General features: G+C 60.4%; 19 protein-coding genes. 2 read left to right on the forward strand and 17 right to left on the reverse strand.

Annotated elements, in window-relative coordinates; translation table 11 throughout:
- Together J2Y39_RS13750 and leuA are read left to right on the forward strand one after the other, a co-directional pair.
- Positions 1 to 822, forward strand: coding sequence for a peptidoglycan DD-metalloendopeptidase family protein (locus tag J2Y39_RS13750; RefSeq protein WP_083353522.1), 822 nt, complete (start codon positions 1 to 3; stop codon positions 820 to 822).
- Positions 823 to 1,217: 395 nt separating this feature from the next.
- A complete protein-coding gene (gene leuA, locus J2Y39_RS13755; protein ID WP_016773339.1) occupies positions 1,218 to 2,897 on the forward strand; it encodes a 2-isopropylmalate synthase in 1,680 nt (559 codons plus the stop codon).
- A 177-nt stretch (positions 2,898 to 3,074) separates the two neighbouring features.
- Here the strand turns inward: leuA and J2Y39_RS13760 are convergent, their stop codons facing one another.
- The 17 genes from J2Y39_RS13760 to iscU form a co-directional block, all read right to left on the reverse strand.
- On the reverse strand, positions 3,075 to 3,866 hold the full coding sequence (locus J2Y39_RS13760) for an amidohydrolase (RefSeq protein ID WP_041479926.1): 792 nt from the start codon (positions 3,864 to 3,866) through the stop codon (positions 3,075 to 3,077).
- Positions 3,854 to 5,002, reverse strand: a complete 1,149-nt coding sequence (locus J2Y39_RS13765) for a pyridoxal phosphate-dependent aminotransferase (RefSeq protein WP_041479927.1) — start codon at positions 5,000 to 5,002, stop codon at positions 3,854 to 3,856. Before J2Y39_RS13765 ends, J2Y39_RS13760 begins: the two co-directional genes overlap by 13 nt.
- Before the next feature lie 291 nt (positions 5,003 to 5,293).
- Positions 5,294 to 6,766: a ribosome biogenesis GTPase Der gene (der, locus tag J2Y39_RS13770; RefSeq protein WP_024014210.1), complete on the reverse strand. Its 1,473-nt coding sequence runs from the start codon at positions 6,764 to 6,766 to the stop codon at positions 5,294 to 5,296.
- Positions 6,767 to 6,901: 135 nt separating this feature from the next.
- Positions 6,902 to 8,053, reverse strand: a complete 1,152-nt coding sequence (gene bamB / locus J2Y39_RS13775) for an outer membrane protein assembly factor BamB (RefSeq protein ID WP_016773335.1) — start codon at positions 8,051 to 8,053, stop codon at positions 6,902 to 6,904.
- Positions 8,046 to 8,687, reverse strand: coding sequence for a tetratricopeptide repeat protein (locus J2Y39_RS13780; protein ID WP_056790153.1), 642 nt, complete (start codon positions 8,685 to 8,687; stop codon positions 8,046 to 8,048). Before J2Y39_RS13780 ends, bamB begins: the two co-directional genes overlap by 8 nt.
- A gap of 41 nt (positions 8,688 to 8,728) precedes the next feature.
- Positions 8,729 to 10,018, reverse strand: a complete 1,290-nt coding sequence (hisS, locus tag J2Y39_RS13785; RefSeq protein ID WP_310218227.1) for a histidine--tRNA ligase — start codon at positions 10,016 to 10,018, stop codon at positions 8,729 to 8,731.
- A gap of 22 nt (positions 10,019 to 10,040) precedes the next feature.
- On the reverse strand, positions 10,041 to 11,150 hold the full coding sequence (ispG, locus tag J2Y39_RS13790) for a flavodoxin-dependent (E)-4-hydroxy-3-methylbut-2-enyl-diphosphate synthase (protein WP_016773332.1): 1,110 nt from the start codon (positions 11,148 to 11,150) through the stop codon (positions 10,041 to 10,043).
- A 3-nt stretch (positions 11,151 to 11,153) separates the two neighbouring features.
- Positions 11,154 to 12,173 (reverse strand): helix-turn-helix domain-containing protein, encoded by a 1,020-nt coding sequence (locus J2Y39_RS13795; protein ID WP_310218231.1) that lies wholly within the window; start codon positions 12,171 to 12,173, stop codon positions 11,154 to 11,156.
- Entirely contained in the window at positions 12,173 to 12,931 is a 759-nt protein-coding gene (pilW, locus tag J2Y39_RS13800; RefSeq protein WP_236168944.1) for a type IV pilus biogenesis/stability protein PilW, read from the reverse strand. Before pilW ends, J2Y39_RS13795 begins: the two co-directional genes overlap by 1 nt.
- Positions 12,932 to 12,943: 12 nt before the next feature.
- Positions 12,944 to 14,092 carry a 23S rRNA (adenine(2503)-C(2))-methyltransferase RlmN gene (gene rlmN / locus J2Y39_RS13805; protein ID WP_024014215.1) on the reverse strand — a complete coding sequence of 383 codons (1,149 nt, stop codon included), beginning with the start codon at positions 14,090 to 14,092 and terminating at the stop codon, positions 12,944 to 12,946.
- A gap of 28 nt (positions 14,093 to 14,120) precedes the next feature.
- Positions 14,121 to 14,546 carry a nucleoside-diphosphate kinase gene (gene ndk / locus J2Y39_RS13810; protein ID WP_024014216.1) on the reverse strand — a complete coding sequence of 142 codons (426 nt, stop codon included), beginning with the start codon at positions 14,544 to 14,546 and terminating at the stop codon, positions 14,121 to 14,123.
- Positions 14,547 to 14,633: 87 nt separating this feature from the next.
- Entirely contained in the window at positions 14,634 to 14,834 is a 201-nt protein-coding gene (gene iscX, locus J2Y39_RS13815; RefSeq protein WP_122507802.1) for a Fe-S cluster assembly protein IscX, read from the reverse strand.
- 14 nt (positions 14,835 to 14,848) lie between these two features.
- On the reverse strand, positions 14,849 to 15,190 hold the full coding sequence (gene fdx, locus J2Y39_RS13820; RefSeq protein WP_016773327.1) for an ISC system 2Fe-2S type ferredoxin: 342 nt from the start codon (positions 15,188 to 15,190) through the stop codon (positions 14,849 to 14,851).
- A complete protein-coding gene (gene hscA, locus J2Y39_RS13825) occupies positions 15,190 to 17,055 on the reverse strand; it encodes a Fe-S protein assembly chaperone HscA (protein ID WP_310218236.1) in 1,866 nt (621 codons plus the stop codon). Before hscA ends, fdx begins: the two co-directional genes overlap by 1 nt.
- Before the next feature lie 50 nt (positions 17,056 to 17,105).
- Entirely contained in the window at positions 17,106 to 17,627 is a 522-nt protein-coding gene (gene hscB, locus J2Y39_RS13830; RefSeq protein WP_310218239.1) for a co-chaperone HscB, read from the reverse strand.
- An 8-nt stretch (positions 17,628 to 17,635) separates the two neighbouring features.
- On the reverse strand, positions 17,636 to 17,959 hold the full coding sequence (iscA, locus tag J2Y39_RS13835) for an iron-sulfur cluster assembly protein IscA (protein ID WP_003227904.1): 324 nt from the start codon (positions 17,957 to 17,959) through the stop codon (positions 17,636 to 17,638).
- 34 nt (positions 17,960 to 17,993) lie between these two features.
- The gene (gene iscU / locus J2Y39_RS13840; RefSeq protein WP_003227907.1) at positions 17,994 to 18,380 is read right to left on the reverse strand and encodes a Fe-S cluster assembly scaffold IscU; all 387 of its coding nucleotides are present in this window, start codon (positions 18,378 to 18,380) and stop codon (positions 17,994 to 17,996) included.
- Positions 18,381 to 18,383: the final 3 nt, after the last annotated feature.

Genomic DNA, 18,383 nt, shown 5'->3' on the forward strand with positions numbered 1-18,383 from the left:
ATGCCGCGTTTTCTCGCTCCGCTGCTGTTGCTCTGCCTGACCTTCAACGCCCACGCCGACAGTTACATCACTCGGCTGCTGAACAAACCGGTGCCGGGCGGCGTCGCCGTGGTGGATCTGGGCACCGCCGCGCAGGCGCCGAAAGCCACCTATCAAGGCAAACCGGTGCTGGTGGTCAAAGAGCAGAACAATTGGCTGGCGATCGTCGGCGTGCCGCTGACGGTCAAGCCTGGCGCGCAGCAGATCAGCAGTGGCGGGCGTAACCTGCCGTTTACCGTGGGCAGCAAGAAATACCCGGAACAGCACATCACCCTGAAGAACAAACAGCAGGTCAATCCGAACGCCGACAACCTCAAGCGCATTGAAGGCGAACTGGCGGAACAGATCGCGGCTTATCGCAGTTTCAGCCCGAACACGCCGAGCAATCTGCTGCTGGACAAACCGGTCAACGGGCCGCTGTCGAGCAAGTTCGGTGTGCGTCGTTTCTTCAACGGCGAAGAGCGCAATCCTCACGCCGGCCTCGATTTCGCAGTGCCGGCGGGCACGCCAATCAAGACCCCGGCGGCGGGCAAGGTGATTCTGATCGGCAATTACTTCTTCAACGGCAACACGGTGTTCGTTGACCACGGCCAAGGCTTTATCAGCATGTTCTGCCACATGTCGAAGATCGACGTGAAAAACGGCCAGCAACTGGCCCGTGGCGCGGTGGTGGGCAAGGTCGGCGCGACCGGCCGCGCGACCGGGCCGCATATGCACTGGAACGTCAGCCTGAATGACGCGCGGGTGGATCCGGCGATTTTCATTGGGGCTTTCCAACCTTGAATATGGGTTGAGGCGACCGGCCTGCTCGCGAAGGCGGCCTATAAAACACCGCCATACTCAATGAATCTCCTAAAACTCAATTGCGCCCCAATCTAGCCTTACGCAAACATCAACAACTTCCACCGCCTAAAGCGCAATAAATTCCTGCAAAACCCCGCTTTTCGGGTATTCCTCTCAATTTTTTCCGACTGCTTGCCATCCTTTCCCCTCGCGGTTAGGGTTGAAGCCATGAAAACCTCTCACACCCTCATTCAGCTTCGCCAGCACCGCAGCCTGTGCCTCGTCAGCGCACGACTGCCAGGCTGAATCGCTGCGCCTCGTCCCACGCTTTTCCAAGAACATTCGTTCAACCGGCAGGCCGCCTCTTTTCGGCCCAGACAACAAGGAATTTCCCGATGAGCATGCTCAAAGACCCGTCTTCGAAATACCGCGCGTTTCCCGTCATCAACCTGCCGGATCGTACCTGGCCGTCGAAGACCATCGACGCCGCGCCGATCTGGTGCAGCTCCGACCTGCGTGACGGCAACCAGTCGCTGATCGAGCCAATGGACGCGGCGAAGAAGCTGCGCTTCTGGAAAACCCTGGTGCAGGTGGGCGTGAAGGAGATCGAAGCGTCGTTCCCGGCCGCGTCGCAAACCGACTTCGACTTCGTGCGCACGCTGATCGAAGAAGGCCACATCCCGGACGACACCACCATTCAGGTACTGACCCAGGGCCGTGAAGACCTGATCGAGCGCACCTTCGAATCCCTGCGCGGGGCGAAGAAAGCCATCGTTCACCTGTACAACGCCACCTCGCCTTCTTTCCGTCGCATCGTCTTCAACCAGGACAAGGACGGTATCAAGGCCATCGCCGTCAACGCTGCCAAGCTGTTCGTCAAATACGCAGCCATGCAGCCGGAAACCGAGTGGACCTTCGAATACTCGCCGGAAACCTTCAGCGCTACCGAGCTGGAATTCGCCAAGGAAGTCTGCGACGCCGTGATCGAGGTGTGGAACCCGACGCCTGAGCACAAGATGATTCTCAACCTGCCGGCCACGGTTGAATGCGCGACGCCGAACGTCTACGCCGACCAGATCGAATGGTTTGGTCGCAACATCAACCGTCGTGACAGCGTGATCATCAGCCTGCACACCCACAACGACCGGGGCACCGGCGTCGCGGCCACCGAGCTGGGCCTGATGGCCGGCGCCGATCGCGTCGAAGGCTGCCTGTTCGGCAACGGCGAGCGCACCGGCAACGTCGACCTCGTCACCGTCGCGCTGAACATGTACACCCAGGGCGTCGACCCTGAGCTGGACTTCTCCGACATCGACGGCGTGCGCAAGGTCGTCGAAGAGTGCAACCAGATCCAGGTCCACCCGCGCCACCCGTATGTTGGCGACCTGGTGCACACCGCATTCTCCGGCTCGCACCAGGACGCAATCCGCAAGGGCTTCGCCCAGCAGAAACCGGACACCCTGTGGGAAGTGCCGTACCTGCCGATCGACCCGGCCGACATCGGTCGTAGCTACGAGGCGGTGATCCGCGTCAACAGCCAGTCGGGCAAGGGCGGCATCGCTTACTTGCTGGAGCAGGAATACGGCATCAGCCTGCCACGGCGCATGCAGATCGAGTTCAGCCAGGTCGTGCAGCGTGAGACCGACCGTTTGGGCCTGGAGATGACGGCCAAGCAGATTCACTCGCTGTTGATCAGCGAATACCTGCAGGCCAACACCCCGTACGCGCTGGTCAGCCATCGTCTGCAGGAAGAAAACGGCAACAGCGCCGTCGAAGTGGAAGTGGCCAGCAAAGGTCAGGGCGAAACCAACCTGCACTGGCGCGGCAAGGGCAACGGCGCGCTGGAAGCCCTGGTCGCCGGCCTGCCGATTCCGGTGGAAATCATGGACTACAACGAACACGCGATCGGCGCAGGCACCAATGCCAAAGCGGCGGCCTATATCGAATTGCGGGTGAACGGTGAACGTGCAGTGCACGGCGTGGGTATCGATGAAAACATCACCACGGCGAGTTTCAAGGCATTGTTCAGCGCGCTGAACCGCTCGCTGAGCCAGCCAGAGGCGAAAGCGGCGTAATCCGACTGCTGAAATGCGAAAGGCCCCGGAGTGTGAGCTCCGGGGCCTTTTTTTGCCTTCAGGTTTCTGGCTGACTTTTATGGCCCCTTCGCGAGCAGGCTCGCTCCCACATTTGGAATGCATTTCCCTGTGGGAGCGAACCTGCTCGCGAAGGCGTCCTGACAGGCGCTGGGAGTATCAGGTGAACTCGAAAGTGTCGGCATCCAGGTTCGCCGGAAAGCGCTCGCGATATGCAGCCAACGGCGCCGCTTCCAGAATCACCTTGAACACGCCATCCGCCTCCCCCGCCGCCAGCAACGTCTCGCCCTGGAAATCCAGCACCTGACTGTCGCCGGTATACGCGAAGCCTTTGCCATCGCTGCCCACCCGATTTACCGCTGCCACGTAGCAGAGATTTTCAATCGCTCGTGCCGGCAGCAGGCGGTTCCAGTGCAGACGCCGTGCGCCCGGCCAGTTGGCGGTGTACAGCAGCAGATCGGTGTCCTGCGCGTCGCGGCTCCACACCGGGAAACGCAGGTCGTAGCAGATCAGCGGACGAATCCGCCAGCCCTTGAGCTCGAACTGCACCTGACGCTCGCCCGGCGTGTAATGGTTGTGCTCGCCGGCCATACGAAACAGGTGACGCTTGTCGTAATGCAGCACTTCGCCGTCCGGCCGCGCCCAGAGCAGGCGGTTGCGATGGCTGCCGTCAGCCGCCTGGATGATCACGCTGCCAGTGATGACCGCATCGAACTTGGCCGCCTGCGCCCGCAGCCATTTGCTGGTCGGGCCGTTTTCCGCTTCGGCGAGGGTTTCCGACTCCATGGAAAAACCGGTGGTGAACATCTCCGGCAGGATAATCAGATCGGCGCCCCGGGCCTGTTCCAGCAACAACTCGAAATGCTCGAGATTGGCCCGGCGGTCGTGCCAGGCCAGGCTGGTCTGGATCAGCGCCAGGGTCAGGTCTGGCAATGCACTCAGATCACGCATAGTTTTGCCGCCGCTTCACGCAGCGTCTCCTCGCGTTTGGCAAAGCACAGGCGTATCAGGCGCTGGCCTTGCGGTGGATTCTGGTAGAACACCGACACCGGAATGCTCGCGACACCGTGCTCGCGAGTCATCCACATGGCCATGTCGACATCGTTCAGATCCGGACGAATCTGCGAATAATCGACCAACTGGAAATAGGTGCCGGTGACTCGGGTAAAGCTGAAGCGCGATGGCGCAAGCAGATCGCAGAACAGATCGCGCTTGGCCTGATAGAAACCCGGCAGCTCTTCAACGTGTTCCGGGTGCTCGGCCATGTAATCGGCCAGCGCGTATTGCAGCGGCGTGACGCCACAGAAGCTCACGTACTGATGCACCTTGCGCAGTTCGGCTGTCAGGGCCGGCGGAGCGACGACATAGCCGGTTTTCCAGCCGGTGACGTGGTACGTCTTGCCGAACGAACTGATCACGAACGCGCGCTGATACAGCTCTTCATGGGCCAGCACGCTGACATGCGGCACGCCGTCGAAGACCAGGTGTTCGTAGACTTCGTCGCTGATCAGATAGATGTCGCGATCACGGATCAACGCCGCCAGTTGATCGAGCTCGTCGCGGCTGATCAATGCGCCGCTGGGGTTGTGCGGGGTGTTGATGACGATCATTTTCGTCCGCGGACTGAGGGCCGCTGCGAGTTGATCGAAATCGATGGAGAAATCGTCCGGATTCAGTTGCACATGTACGCAACGACCACCCGCCAATTCCGTCGCCGGTGCGTAGCTGTCGTAGCACGGATCGAAGACGATGACTTCATCGCCGCTGTGAATCACTGCCTGAATCGCGCAGAAGATTGCCTGAGTCGCACCGGGCGTTACCGTCACTTCATGATCGGCATCGACTGTCACGCCATAGCTGCGCGCGATCTTGGCCGCGATCTGCTGACGCAACGCCGGCAAACCGGTCATCGGCGAATACTGGTTATGGCCACTGGCGATATGCCGCCCGACCGCATCACGCAACGACTGCGGGCCGTCGAAATCCGGGAAACCCTGGGACAGGTTGATCGCGCCGGTCTGCGCCGCGAGCTGAGACATCTGCGTGAAAATAGTGATGCCGACATTCGGCAGCTTGCTGGTGATCATCGGGGGTTCTCTGCTCAACACCCGGCTCTGACGACGGCGCGGGAGAGCCCGAGGATAGCCCATCCGGCGCCCATAAAAAAAGGGCGCCAAACGGCGCCCTTCTCTCATTGAACAAACCCAATCCTGTGGCGAGGGGATTTATCCCCGTTCCGGCTGCGAAGCAGTCGCAAACCCGTTGAATGCGGTTTGACTGATACACCGCGGACACAGGTTTTGGGGCTGCTGCGCAGCCCATCGGGGATAAATCCCCTCGCCACAAAAGCCCCACACAAAATTGTGCAGGGCCTCGGATCACTTCTTGTCGCGGCGCTTCTTGCTGGCTTTCTTGTTGTGCGACATCAAGCGACGCTTCTTGTTGACCTGGCGGTCGGTCAGCGTGTTCTTGTTGCCTTCGTACGGGTTCTCGCCGCCCTTGAACTCGATGCGGATCGGCGTACCGACCAGCTTGAGTACACGACGGTAAGTGTTCTCCAGATAGCGCACGTACGACTTCGGCACTTTCTCGATCTGGTTACCGTGGATCACGATGATCGGCGGGTTCGCACCACCGAGGTGAGCGTAACGCAGCTTGATCCGGCGGTTGTTGACCATCGGCGGCGCGTGCTCGCCCACCGCATCTTCGAGAATCTGGGTGAGGCGGTTGGTCGGCCAGCGGGTAACAGCGGACTTGAACGAGTTCTGCACCGAAGCGTAGAGGTTGCCCACGCCCGTGCCGTGCAACGCCGAGATGAAGTGAATGTCGGCGTAGTCGACGAAGAACAGCCGGCGTTGCAGCTCGACTTTCACGAAGTCGCGCTCGCTCGGCGTCATGCCATCCCACTTGTTGATCGCGATGACCAGCGCACGACCGGATTCGATCGCGAAGCCCAGCAGGTTCAGGTCGTGATCGACCACACCCTCGCGGGCGTCCATCACGAAGATCACCACGTTGGCGTCTTTGATCGCCTGCAGGGTTTTGACCACGGAGAATTTTTCGACTTCTTCGTGGATCTTGCCGCGCTTGCGCACACCGGCGGTGTCGATCAGCGTGTACTTCTCTTCATTGCGCTCGAACGGAATGTAGATGCTGTCGCGGGTGGTGCCCGGCTGGTCGTACACGATGACCCGGTCTTCACCAAGCATGCGGTTGACCAGGGTCGACTTGCCGACGTTCGGACGGCCGATGATGGCGATCTTGATCCCGTCTTTCTCGCTCGGGCCAGGAATACGCTTGGCTTCCTCGCCTTCGGCAACGACTTCTTCCTCTTCGCCTTCAGCCGGCTCGTCATCATCGCGCGGGAATTCGCTCAGAGCGGCTTCCAGCAATTGCGTGATGCCACGGCCATGGGCGCCGGCGATCGGGATCGCGTGGCCCATGCCCAGCGGGGCGAATTCGGCGCGGGCCATTTCCGGGTCGATGTTGTCGACCTTGTTGGCAACCACGTGGGAACGCTTGTTACGTTTGCGCAAATGCTCGGCGATCATCTGGTCGGCAGCGGTAAAACCGGCCTTGGCATCTACCAGAAACAGCACCACATCGGCTTCTTCGATGGCCAGCAGCGACTGCTCGGCCATTTTTTCGTCCATACCATGTTCGTCACCGGAGATACCGCCGGTGTCGATCAGAATGTAGGAACGCCCTTGCCACTTGGCCTCACCGTACTGGCGATCACGGGTCAGACCGGACAGGTCGCCGACGATGGCGTCACGAGTCCTGGTCAGGCGGTTGAACAAGGTGGACTTGCCGACGTTCGGTCGGCCCACCAGGGCGATTACGGGAACCATGCGGCTCTCCACTTCGTTATTTCAGAAAATACAAAAGCCGCTGCGAGGCAGCGGCTGGTGCTCGGGGCAACACCCGGGGGCGCTGCAAACCCTGCTGATGCAGGGCCGCTTGGGGATGAACCCCAAGCATAGTTGTTACTTGATGGTCAGGGCTTCCAGTTTGCCGCTGTTGCCATACACATAAATCGTGTCGCCCACCACCAGCGGACGAGCACGCAGGCCGTCGCTGTCGATGCGCTCACGGCCGACGAAACGACCGTCGACCTGACTCAGCAGATGCAGATAACCTTCCAGGTCACCCACAGCTACGTAGCTGGAGAACACTTCCGGTGCCGACAGTTGACGGCGAGCCAGCGAATCGTTGCTCCACAGTGCGGTGGTCGAACGCTCGTCGACGCCTTCAACGGTGCCCGAGGACAGGCTCACGTAGACGCTGCCGAAACCCTGAGCGATACCCGCGTAGCTCGACGCATCGCGCTGCCACAGTTGACGACCGCTTTCCAGGTCCAGTGCCGCAACGCGACCCTGATAGCTGGCCACGTACAGCGTGCCGCCCGACAGCAGCAGACCGCCGTCGATGTCGACGACGCGCTCCAGCTCCGAACGACCTTGTGGAATGGCGATGCGTTGTTCCCACACCGGCACGCCGTTGGAGATGTCCAGCGCGACCACTTTACCGGTCGACAGGCCAGCTACGGCCAGGCGGTTGGTGACCAGCGGAGCACTGGTGCCACGCAGGGTCAGGACCGCCGGGGTGCTGTCATACACCCAGCGCTGGTTGCCGGTGGCAGCGTCCAGACCGATCAAACGATCGTCCTGGGTCTGCACGACGACCACGTCGCCATTGTTGGCCGGCGGCGCGAGCACTTCACTGTTGACGCGGGCACGCCACTTCTCTTCACCGTTGCTGGTGTCCAGAGCGACGACTTCGCCACGCAGCGTACCGATCAGTACCAGACCGTAACCCACGCCGACGGCGCCGGAGACAGGCAGTTCCAGATCCTGGTCCCACTTCACGTCGCCGTTGCTGCGATCCAGCGCCATCACCACACCAGTCACATCGGCGGCGTAGATGGTGTCACCGTCGATCGCCGGCACCAGCATGTTGTAGGTTTCGCCCTGACCGTCACCGATCGAGCGGCTCCACTGCTTCTGCAGAACGACTTCTTCTTTGAAGTCGGTCAGTTCGGCCGGTGGCAATTCTTTCTTGCTGTTGCTGCTGCAACCCGCGGCCAGAAGGGCCAGAGCCAGCAATGCTGCATGCTTCCAACGGATCACGTCACGCATCCCCTTTGGCCAGGTCGTCGAGCTTGATTTGAAGGCCACCGACCGCCGCTTCATCCGACAGTGCCGCCTTGGCTTTTTGATACGCCTTGTTCGCGTCATCGGTACGGCCCAAGCGCACCAGCAGGTCGCCCTTGAGTTCTTCGCGAGTGGCCAGGAACGCTTTGTCGGCATCGCCGTCGAGCAGTTTCAGGGCGTCTTCGGCCTTGTCCTGCGCGCCGAGCACCTGCGCCAGACGCTGACGGGCGATTTCGCCCAGCGCCGGGTTGGCCGGTTTGTCGACGATGGCTTTGAGTTCGGTTGCCGCGTCGTCCAGCTTGCCGCTGTCGACCGCCACTTTGGCGACGAACAGGCTGCCGTATTGCGCATAGGCAGAACCGCCGTACTCGCTGTTGAGCTTGCCGGCCAGATCCGCAACGCGGGCGGCATCAGGCTTGCCGTCAGGCGTCAGCGTGGTTTCCAGCAATTGCTGATAGAGCACCGAGGCGCCTTGCGACTGGTTGCTCTGGTACTTGTGCCAGGCCTGCCAGCCGAACACGATGACCAGCGCCAACAGGCCGCCGGTGACCAGAGGTTTGCCGTTGCGTGTCCACCAGTCCTTCAAATCCGCCAACTGTTCGTCTTCGGTACTCGACACCCCAATACTCCTTAATCGCTAAATCGGCTGTTAAGACAGCTTCAACCCTGCACGACGCAGGTGGCCAGGTGAGCGGCAAGCGCATCCCAGGCAATGCTTTGTTGTTCGCCCTGGCCACGCAGGGGTTTGAAACCTACCACTTGCTGGGCCATTTCGTCGTCACCGAGGATCAATGCGTACAGCGCACCGCTCTTGTCGGCCTTCTTGAACTGGCTTTTGAAGCTGCCGGCGCCGGCATTGACTTGCAGGCGCAGGTTTGGAAGTTGATCGCGAACCCGTTCGGCCAGGGCCAGACCGGCCCGCTCGGCCTCTTCACCGAAGGCGCAGAGGTAGACGTCGACCTGACGGGAAATTTCTTCCGGAATCTGCTCAAGGGTTTCGAGCATCAACACCAGACGCTCGATGCCCATGGCGAAACCGACGCCTGGGGTTGGCTTGCCGCCCATCTGCTCGACCAGGCCGTCGTAACGGCCGCCCGCGCACACGGTGCCCTGGGCGCCGAGCTTGTCGGTGACCCATTCGAAAACGGTTTTGCTGTAGTAATCGAGGCCACGCACCAGTTTCGGGTTGAGCACGTAAGGAATGCCGACGGCATCCAGACGCGCCTTCAGGCCTTCAAAGTGAGCGCGGGACTCGTCGTCGAGGTAATCGGCCATTTTCGGCGCATCGACCAGCACGGCCTGGGTGTCGGCATTTTTCGTGTCGAGCACGCGCAGCGGGTTGGTTTTCAGGCGACGCTGGCTGTCTTCGTCGAGCTTGTCGTGGTGCGCCGAGAGGTACTCGACCAGGGCTTCACGATAGCGACCACGGGATTCGCTGGTGCCGAGGCTGTTGAGTTCGAGCTTGACCGCATCACGAATGCCCAGCTCGCCCCACAGGCGCCAGGTCATGATGATCAGCTCGGCGTCGATGTCCGGACCGTCGAGGTTGAACACCTCCAGACCGATCTGGTGAAACTGACGATAACGGCCTTTCTGCGGACGCTCGTGGCGGAACATCGGGCCGATGTACCAGAGTTTCTGCACCTGACCACCGCCGGTGATGCCGTGCTCAAGCACGGCGCGCACGCAGGCCGCAGTGCCTTCCGGACGCAGGGTCAGGGAATCACCGTTGCGGTCTTCGAAGGTGTACATCTCTTTTTCGACGATATCGGTGACTTCGCCGATCGAGCGCTTGAACAGCTCGGTGAACTCGACGATCGGCATGCGGATCTGCTTGTAACCGTAGTTATCCAGCAGACGCGCCACAGTGCCTTCGAAATAACGCCACAGCGGGGTCTGTTCGGGCAGGATGTCGTTCATGCCACGAATGGCTTGCAGAGACTTGCTCACAAAATTTCCTTAATTCGTTCGATCAGCCGCGCGCGATAACGGCAGCGTCAGCTTCGACCTTTTCGGCCGCTTTCTGGCGGATCAGCTTTTCCAGCTCGTCCACCAGATTGTCATTCGTCAGCTTCTGCGACGGCTTGCCGTCGATGTAAATCAGGTTTGGCGTGCCGCCGGTCAAGCCGATATGGGCTTCCTTGGCTTCGCCGGGGCCGTTGACCACGCAACCGATGACCGCGACATCCAGCGGCACCAGCAGGTCTTCAAGGCGCCCTTCCAGCTCGTTCATGGTTTTCACCACATCGAAGTTCTGCCGCGAGCAGCTCGGGCAGGCGATGAAGTTGATGCCACGGGAACGCAGATGCAAAGACTTGAGAATGTCGTAACCGACCTTCACTTCCTCGACCGGGTCGGCCGCCAGCGAGATGCGGATAGTATCGCCAATCCCTTCGGCGAGCAGCATACCTAGGCCCACGGCGGATTTCACCGTGCCCGATCGCAAACCGCCGGCTTCAGTGATGCCGAGGTGCAGCGGCTGGACGATTTCTTTCGCCAGCAAACGGTAGGCTTCGACGGCCATGAACACGTCGGAGGCTTTCACGCTGACCTTGAAGTCCTGGAAATTCAGGCGTTCGAGGTGTTCAACGTGGCGCAGCGCGGATTCGACCAATGCGGCTGGGGTCGGCTCGCCGTATTTCTTTTGCAGGTCTTTTTCCAGGGAACCGGCGTTGACGCCGATGCGGATCGGAATGCCGCGATCACGCGCCGCATCGACCACGGCACGCACGCGGTCTTCGCGACCGATGTTGCCCGGATTGATGCGCAGACAGTCCACACCCAGTTCGGCCACGCGCAAGGCGATTTTGTAGTCGAAGTGGATGTCAGCCACCAACGGCACTTTGACCAGTTGCTTGATCTTGCCGAACGCCTCGGCGGCGTCCATGTCCGGCACCGAGACGCGAACGATGTCGACGCCGGCGGCTTCCAGACGATTGATCTGCGCCACGGTCGCGGCGACGTCATTGGTGTCGCTGTTGGTCATGCTCTGCACAGCGATCGGCGCGTCGCCGCCCACCGGTACGTTGCCGACCCAGATCTTGCGCGATTCGCGACGTTTGATTGGAGATTCGCCGTGCATGACTTATTGACCCAACTTCAGGCGAGCAGTCTCGCCACTGGTGAACGGAGCGATATCGACCGGTTGGCCGTTGTAGCTGACCTGTGCCGCGCGGGCAACGCCCAGACGTACGGCGAGCGGCGGCTTGCCGGAAACACTCACGCTGTCGCCTTTATGCTTCAGGCCGCTGAAAATCACTTTGCCACGGCCATCGGTCACCTGTGCCCAGCAATCGCCGGTGAACTGCAACTGCACCTGGCCTTCGCCGGCAACCGGCGCAGCTGCTTCAGCGCTTGGCGCTTGAGCAACCGGCGCGGTCGGGGCAGGTGTCGCTGGGACACTCGGCGCTGGAGTGGCCGGAGCCGCCACCACTGGCGCAGGCGTCTGTGCCGGTGCGCTTGGCGCAACTGCCGGGGCAGCTGGCTCGGTCGCTGGCGCAGCAGATTCGGCGCCGGTCGATTCAGCACTGGTTTCCGACTGCGGCAAGGCCAGCGATGTCGAATTGTCAGCCTGATTTTCGGCGACAGCCTGGTCTTCCGGCTCGTCGATCGGGTGGATCTGCGTGGTGCCGTCCGCGCCTTCGACTTCGACGTGTTCCGGCGCCAGGCTGGTCAGATCGCGGGTGCGCTGCGAGGTCTGATCCTGCCACCAGACGAAACCGCCGCCGATGACCGCGATCAGCAGCAACAGGCTGACGATACGCAAAATGGTGTGGGAAACCCGCACCGGCTCTTCGATACGACCGAGGGCGTGAACGTTGCTGCCCTGGGAGTCGGTGCCGGTGGACTGGTCGAACTGCTGAACCAGAACGGTCTGGTCCATGCCGAGCAATTTGGCATAGGCGCGAATGTAACCGCGAGCGAAGGTATGCCCCGGCAGCTTGTCGAAAGCGCCGGCTTCAAGATTGCTCAGGGACGTCACGGTGAGGTTGAGCTTGAGGGCCACTTCGGCCAGCGACCAGCCATTGCTTTCGCGGGCCTGGCGCAGGGTCTCACCGGGATTTACGCGATTCGCTGCTACAACTTCGGGATGCGCCGCTTTCATCATTGCTCCGACAGGTATTGCTGATATTCCGGCGTACCGGGATAGAGTCGTTTTAATTGCAGACCGTAACTGGCTGCCTTGTCGCGATCTTCAAACACTTTTGCCAGCCGAACGCCGAGCAATAGACTACGTGCATTTTGTTCGGTGAGCTGGCTGAAACGGTCGTAATAGTCACGCGCGGGCACATAATGCCTGTCTTCGAAGGACAACTCAGCCATTTCCAGCAATGCGCGCGGTTGTTGGCGATTCAGGCGCAGCGCCTTTTCCAGCTGTTGCTGGGCCAGATCACGCTGGCCAAGCTTAGCGGCGGTCATGCCGAGGTTTTCGAAGACCCGCGAGCGCTCAGGATACAGGGTATCGGCGGCCGCTTGTTCAAAACGCTCGTAGGCTTCCTCGTAGCGCTGTTCTTCGTAGAGAAAACTGCCGTAGTTGTTGAGGATGCGGGCATCGGCAGGACGTGAGGACAAGGCCTTGCGAAAGTGCTCGTCGGCCAGTGCCGGCTCCATCTCGGCCTGAAACACCAGACCGAGGGCCGCATTGGCGTCGGGGTCGGAACCGTCCAGTTCCAGCGCTTTCTTCAATGGCACCTTGGCGCGCTCGGTCATGCCCTGCTGCAGGTAGCCCAGCCCCAGCTGAACGTAGGCAGCCCGCGCTTCATCGCGGCCCTTGCTGGTCTTCATCGGGTTGTAGTCACCCGACAGGACACAGCCAGCGCACAGGCTGGCCAACAGCAACAGCAGCGCAAAGCGCAGGGACATAGAGATCCTCTCTTAGTTAGTGTTCGCGGCGTTCTGTGCCAGATCGCTGTCGGCGCTCAACTCGCGCACGGCGATGTAACGTTCGCTGCGACGGGTGCGATCCAGCACCTGCCCTACCAATTGACCACATGCGGCGTCGATGTCTTCACCACGGGTGGTGCGCACGGTGACGTTGAAACCGGCCTGATGCAACTGATCCTGGAAGCGGCGGATGGCATTGTTGCTCGGCCGCTCGTACCCGGAGTGCGGGAACGGGTTGAATGGGATCAGGTTGATCTTGCACGGGATGTCTTTAAGCAGCTCGATCATTTCCACTGCGTGCTCAAGCTTGTCGTTGACGTCCTTGAGCAAGGTGTACTCGATGGTCAGCACACGTTTCTCGCCAAGGGCGGACATGTAGCGCTGGCACGACTCGAGCAGCATCTTAAGCGGATATTTCTTGTTGATCGGCACCAATTGGTTACGCAATGCGTCATTCGGTGCATGCAGGGACAACGCCAGGGATACGTCGATGTGCTTGGCCAGCTCATCGATCATCGGCACCACACCCGAGGTGGACAGGGTCACGCGGCGCTTGGAGATCCCGTAGCCGAGGTCATCCATCATCAGATGCATGGCGGCGACGACGTTGTCGAAGTTCAGCAACGGCTCGCCCATGCCCATCATCACCACGTTGGTGATGGCGCGGTCGACGGTGGCCGGGACGCTGCCGAAAGATTTGTTGGCAATCCACACCTGACCGATGACTTCGGCGGCGGTGAGGTTGCTGTTGAAGCCTTGCTTGCCGGTGGAGCAGAAACTGCAATCCAGGGCACAGCCTGCCTGGGACGAAACGCACAGAGTGCCGCGCTTGCCCTGGGGAATGTACACGGTCTCGACGCAGCTGCCGGACGCCACGCGCACCACCCATTTACGGGTGCCGTCGCTGGAGATGTCCTCGCTGACCACTTCCGGACCACGCACTTCAGCAATGGCCTTGAGCTTGTCGCGCAAGGCTTTGCTGACGTTCGTCATGGCGTCGAAATCATCGACGCCAAAGTGGTGAATCCATTTCATTACCTGACCGGCACGGAAACGCTTCTCCCCGATTGAGTCGAAGAATTTTTCCATTTCCGGCTGGGTCAGACCCAGCAGGTTTGTTTTAACAGTCGATGTAGTCATGGATTCACCTTCACTCTGCAAGCAATGCTTAGCGAGTGGTTACTTCAGTAGCTGCGAAGAAGTAAGCGATTTCGCGAGCGGCAGCAGCTTCGGAGTCCGAACCGTGAACGGCGTTGGCGTCGATCGATTCAGCGAAGTCAGCACGGATGGTGCCGGCAGCAGCTTCTTTAGGGTTGGTAGCGCCCATCAGCTCACGGTTGCGAGCGATAGCGTTTTCACCTTCCAGAACCTGAACGACAACCGGACCGGAAGTCATGAAAGCAACCAGGTCACCGAAGAAACCGCGCTCGCTGTGCTCAGCGTAGAAGCCTTCGGCTTCGGCTTTGGACAGTTGCTTCAGTTTCGAAGCTACAACGCGCAGGCCAGCGTCTTCGAAGCGAGTGGTGATCTTGCCGATCACGTTTTTAGCAACGGCGTCAGGCTTGATGATGGAGAAAGTACGTTGAACAGCCATGGTGTAACTCCAGAAACGGTAATTTGCGAAAAATTAAACCCGCGAATTATACGCGGGTTCTTGGGTATTGCCTAACCTGCGAGACGATCAGTCCAATTCTGCGGCCCAAAGGGTCTGGACCGCTTCCAACACCTTCTCGCCAACGCGACCAGAGGTGTCGTCAAAATCGGGGAGTGACTTGATCATCTGCTGCAGTTTGACGAAACCAACAGAATACGGATCGGTACCCGGGTGGGCCTCGGCCAGCTCTTCTGCAATGCGTTGAACATCATTCCAACCGTAGCTCATGACAGTCTTACCAGTCAGTGCGGCGCTTCGGCCGCATGGTTAAGCGAATATTTCGGAATCTCGACGGTGAGGTCTTCCTCACCGACGATGGCCTGGCAAGCCAGACGCGATTGCGCTTCCAAGCCCCAGGCGCGATCGAGGAAGTCCTCTTCCAGCTCATCGGCCTCTTCCAGCGAGTCGAAACCCTCGCGGATGATGCAGTGGCACGTGGTGCAGGCGCAGACGCCGCCGCACGCGCTTTCCATCTCGATATGGTGTTCGTGGGCCAGTTCGAGAATCGATGTGCCGGGCGCAGCCTCGACCACCATGCCTTCAGGGCAGAACTTCTCGTGGGGCAGAAAAATGACCTGCGGCATCAGATATCCTCGATTTCATTCAGGTTGCGCCCCGACAGAGCGGCTTTCACCGTCAGATCCATGCGGCGGGCAGCAAAAGCATCGGTCACTTGCGACAGACGCTTGGTCTGCTGCTCGATGGCGTAGCCATCGGTACCTTTCATCAGTTCGGCCAGTTCCTGCATTTGCAGTTCGATGACCATGCGCTCTTCGGCGTCGAGCAATCGCTCGCCATCGGCCTCCAGCGCGCCCTGCACCGCTTCGAGCAGGCGCTGGGCATCGACTTGCTGCTCACGCAGAACGCGGGCGACCTTGTCGTCATTGGCGTGCTGGAACGAATCCTTGAGCATCTTGGCGATTTCGCCATCGGTCAGACCATAGGAAGGTTTGACCTGAATGCTCGCCTCAACGCCCGAGCCCAACTCACGGGCAGACACGCTGAGCAGACCGTCGGCGTCGACCTGGAAGGTCACGCGAATTTTCGCCGCACCGGCCACCATCGCCGGAATGCCGCGCAATTCGAACCGTGCCAGAGAGCGGCAATCGCTGATCAGCTCGCGCTCGCCCTGCAAGACGTGGATCGCCATGGCCGACTGGCCGTCTTTATACGTGGTGAAATCCTGAGCGCGCGCGACGGGGATGGTGGTGTTGCGCGGAATCACCTTCTCCATCAGCCCGCCCATGGTTTCCAGCCCCAGGGACAGCGGAATCACGTCGAGCAGCAGCAGTTCGCCGCCATCGCGCTTGTTGCCAGCCAGGGTGTCGGCCTGGATCGCGGCCCCAATGGCCACCACTTGATCCGGGTCGATTTCCGTCAATGGCTGACGACCGAAGGCTTCGGCAACGGCTTCACGAACGCGTGGCACGCGGGTCGAACCGCCGACCATGACCACAGCGTGGACGTCTTCCAGTTCAATACCGGAATCGCGAACGGCGCGGCGGCAGGCTTTCAGGCTGCGCGCGACCATCGGTTCGATCAGCGCATCGAAGACTTCACGGGTCAACTGGGCTTTCCAGTCGCCGTAAGCCACCTCAACGCTGGCGGCGTCGGTCAAAGCTTCTTTGGCCGCACAGGCAGTTTGCAGCAGATTGCGCTGTGCGCCCGGATCGAGATCGGCGGACAGGCCAGCGCTCTCGATGATCCAGCCGGCAATCGCATGATCGAAGTCATCGCCGCCCAGCGCGCTGTCGCCGCCAGTGGCCAGAACTTCAAAGACGCCGCCAGTCAGACGCAGAATCGAAATATCGAAGGTACCGCCGCCAAGGTCATAAATTGCAACCAGGCCTTCAGCATGTTGATCCAGACCATACGCCACAGCAGCAGCGGTCGGCTCATTGAGCAGACGCAACACGTTCAGACCGGCGAGTTTGGCCGCATCTTTGGTGGCCTGACGCTGCGCATCGTCGAAGTAGGCAGGAACGGTGATTACCGCGCCAACCAGTTCGCCACCCAAGGTCGCTTCAGCGCGCTGACGCAGGACCTTGAGGATATCCGCGGAGACTTCAACCGGGCTTTTCGGGCCTTGCACGGTATCGATAAACGGCATGTGCGATTCGCCGCCGACAAAGCGGTACGGCAGTTGCTCGCCCAATTGCTTGACGTCGGACAGACCACGGCCCATCAAGCGCTTGACCGAGAGCACGGTGTTCAGAGGATCGGAGGCTGCCGCCAGCTTGGCGGACTCACCGACTTCAACGCGGTCGGCGTAATAACGCACAGCGGACGGCAGGATGACCTGCCCGTTGGCGTCGGCCAGCGGTTCGGAAAGACCACTGCGCAGCGCAGCGACCAGCGAATTGGTAGTACCCAAGTCGATGCCCACAGCCAGACGGCGCTGGTGCGGTTGAGGACTTTGGCCGGGTTCGGCGATCTGCAGTAGAGCCATGGTGATCAGGTCTTGTCTGTCTGTCAGCGTGCAATCAGGGCAGCACTGGGTTAATCGTCGAGGCGCTCTTCCAGCTGGCGCACTTCGTAGGTGAGCTTGTCGAGGAACTGCATGCGCCGCATCAGGCGTTCGGCCTGTTCACGTTGCACTGCATCATCCCAACAGGCTGCGAAGCTTTCGTTGAGCTGTTCCTGAGCCGTCTTCAAACGACGCTTGAATACCGCGACACCGTCGAGGTCGGCGCTGTCCTGCAGATCTTCGAGCTCTTCGCGCCATTGCATCTGCTGCAGAAGAAACTCGGGATCGTGGACGGTGACTTCCATCGGCACTTCATGCCCGCTGATTTTCAGCAGGTAGCGTGCGCGCTGGGCCGGGCTCTTGAGCGTCTGGTAGGCGTCGTTGAGCCGCGCCGATTGCTCGAGCGCCGAGCGCTGCTCGCGTTCGGATGCATCGGCAAAACGGTCAGGATGGACGCCGCGCGCCAACTCACGGTAGCGCGTGGCCAACTGCTCGAGATCCAGGCGGAAGCTCGGTTGCAGCTCGAATAAAGCGAAATGACAAGGAATACCCACGACCAGCCTCAGATGTTGAAGCTTTCGCCGCAGCCACATTCACCGCGCACGTTGGGGTTGTTGAACTTGAAGCCTTCGTTCAACCCTTCCTTGACGAAGTCGAGCTCGGTGCCGTCCAGGTAGGCCAGGCTTTTCGGGTCGATGATCACTTTTTCGCCGTGACTCTCGAACACCTGATCTTCCGCCACCACCTCGTCGACAAACTCCAGCACGTAGGCAAGGCCGGAACAGCCTGTGGTGCGAACACCCAGACGAATCCCTTCACCTTTGCCGCGCCCATCGAGGGAGCGCCGCACGTGTCGAGCAGCCGCTTCTGTCATGCTGATAGCCATCGTTGACTCCTTACTCGTCGCCGAATCTTGAAATTCAGATCAAGCCTTTCTTCTGCTTGTAGTCGCGAACAGCCGCTTTGATAGCGTCTTCAGCGAGCACGGAGCAGTGGATTTTCACTGGCGGCAAAGCCAGTTCTTCGGCCAGCTGAGTGTTCTTGATGGTTTCGGCTTCGTCCAGGGTCTTGCCCTTCATCCACTCGGTGGCGAGGGAGCTGGAGGCGATTGCCGAACCGCAACCGTAGGTCTTGAACTTGGCGTCTTCGATAACGCCCTGATCGTTGACCTTGATCTGCAGACGCATCACGTCGCCGCACGCCGGAGCGCCGACCATGCCGGTGCCGACATCAGGATCTTCCGCGTTCATCTTGCCGACGTTGCGCGGGTTTTCGTAGTGGTCGATGACCTTTTCGCTGTAAGCCATGAT

Source organism: Pseudomonas sp. 2957 (genome assembly GCF_031456345.1).
Classification (GTDB): domain Bacteria; phylum Pseudomonadota; class Gammaproteobacteria; order Pseudomonadales; family Pseudomonadaceae; genus Aquipseudomonas; species Aquipseudomonas siliginis.

Bases quoted from the DNA above. Each gene is read 5' to 3' on its own strand.
- J2Y39_RS13750 (WP_083353522.1), top strand. From the start codon at position 1: ATGCCGCGTTTTCTCGCTCCGCTGCTGTTGCTCTGCCTGACCTTCAAC.
- leuA (WP_016773339.1), top strand. From the start codon at position 1,218: ATGAGCATGCTCAAAGACCCGTCTTCGAAATACCGCGCGTTTCCCGTC.
- J2Y39_RS13760 (WP_041479926.1), bottom strand. From the start codon at position 3,866: ATGCGTGATCTGAGTGCATTGCCAGACCTGACCCTGGCGCTGATCCAG.
- J2Y39_RS13765 (WP_041479927.1), bottom strand. From the start codon at position 5,002: ATGATCACCAGCAAGCTGCCGAATGTCGGCATCACTATTTTCACGCAG.
- der (WP_024014210.1), bottom strand. From the start codon at position 6,766: ATGGTTCCCGTAATCGCCCTGGTGGGCCGACCGAACGTCGGCAAGTCC.
- bamB (WP_016773335.1), bottom strand. From the start codon at position 8,053: ATGCGTGACGTGATCCGTTGGAAGCATGCAGCATTGCTGGCTCTGGCC.
- ispG (WP_016773332.1), bottom strand. From the start codon at position 11,150: ATGCACGGCGAATCTCCAATCAAACGTCGCGAATCGCGCAAGATCTGG.
- J2Y39_RS13795 (WP_310218231.1), bottom strand. From the start codon at position 12,173: ATGAAAGCGGCGCATCCCGAAGTTGTAGCAGCGAATCGCGTAAATCCC.
- pilW (WP_236168944.1), bottom strand. From the start codon at position 12,931: ATGTCCCTGCGCTTTGCGCTGCTGTTGCTGTTGGCCAGCCTGTGCGCT.
- rlmN (WP_024014215.1), bottom strand. From the start codon at position 14,092: ATGACTACATCGACTGTTAAAACAAACCTGCTGGGTCTGACCCAGCCG.
- ndk (WP_024014216.1), bottom strand. From the start codon at position 14,546: ATGGCTGTTCAACGTACTTTCTCCATCATCAAGCCTGACGCCGTTGCT.
- iscX (WP_122507802.1), bottom strand. From the start codon at position 14,834: ATGAGCTACGGTTGGAATGATGTTCAACGCATTGCAGAAGAGCTGGCC.
- fdx (WP_016773327.1), bottom strand. From the start codon at position 15,190: ATGCCGCAGGTCATTTTTCTGCCCCACGAGAAGTTCTGCCCTGAAGGC.
- hscA (WP_310218236.1), bottom strand. From the start codon at position 17,055: ATGGCTCTACTGCAGATCGCCGAACCCGGCCAAAGTCCTCAACCGCAC.
- iscA (WP_003227904.1), bottom strand. From the start codon at position 17,959: ATGGCTATCAGCATGACAGAAGCGGCTGCTCGACACGTGCGGCGCTCC.
- iscU (WP_003227907.1), bottom strand. From the start codon at position 18,380: ATGGCTTACAGCGAAAAGGTCATCGACCACTACGAAAACCCGCGCAAC.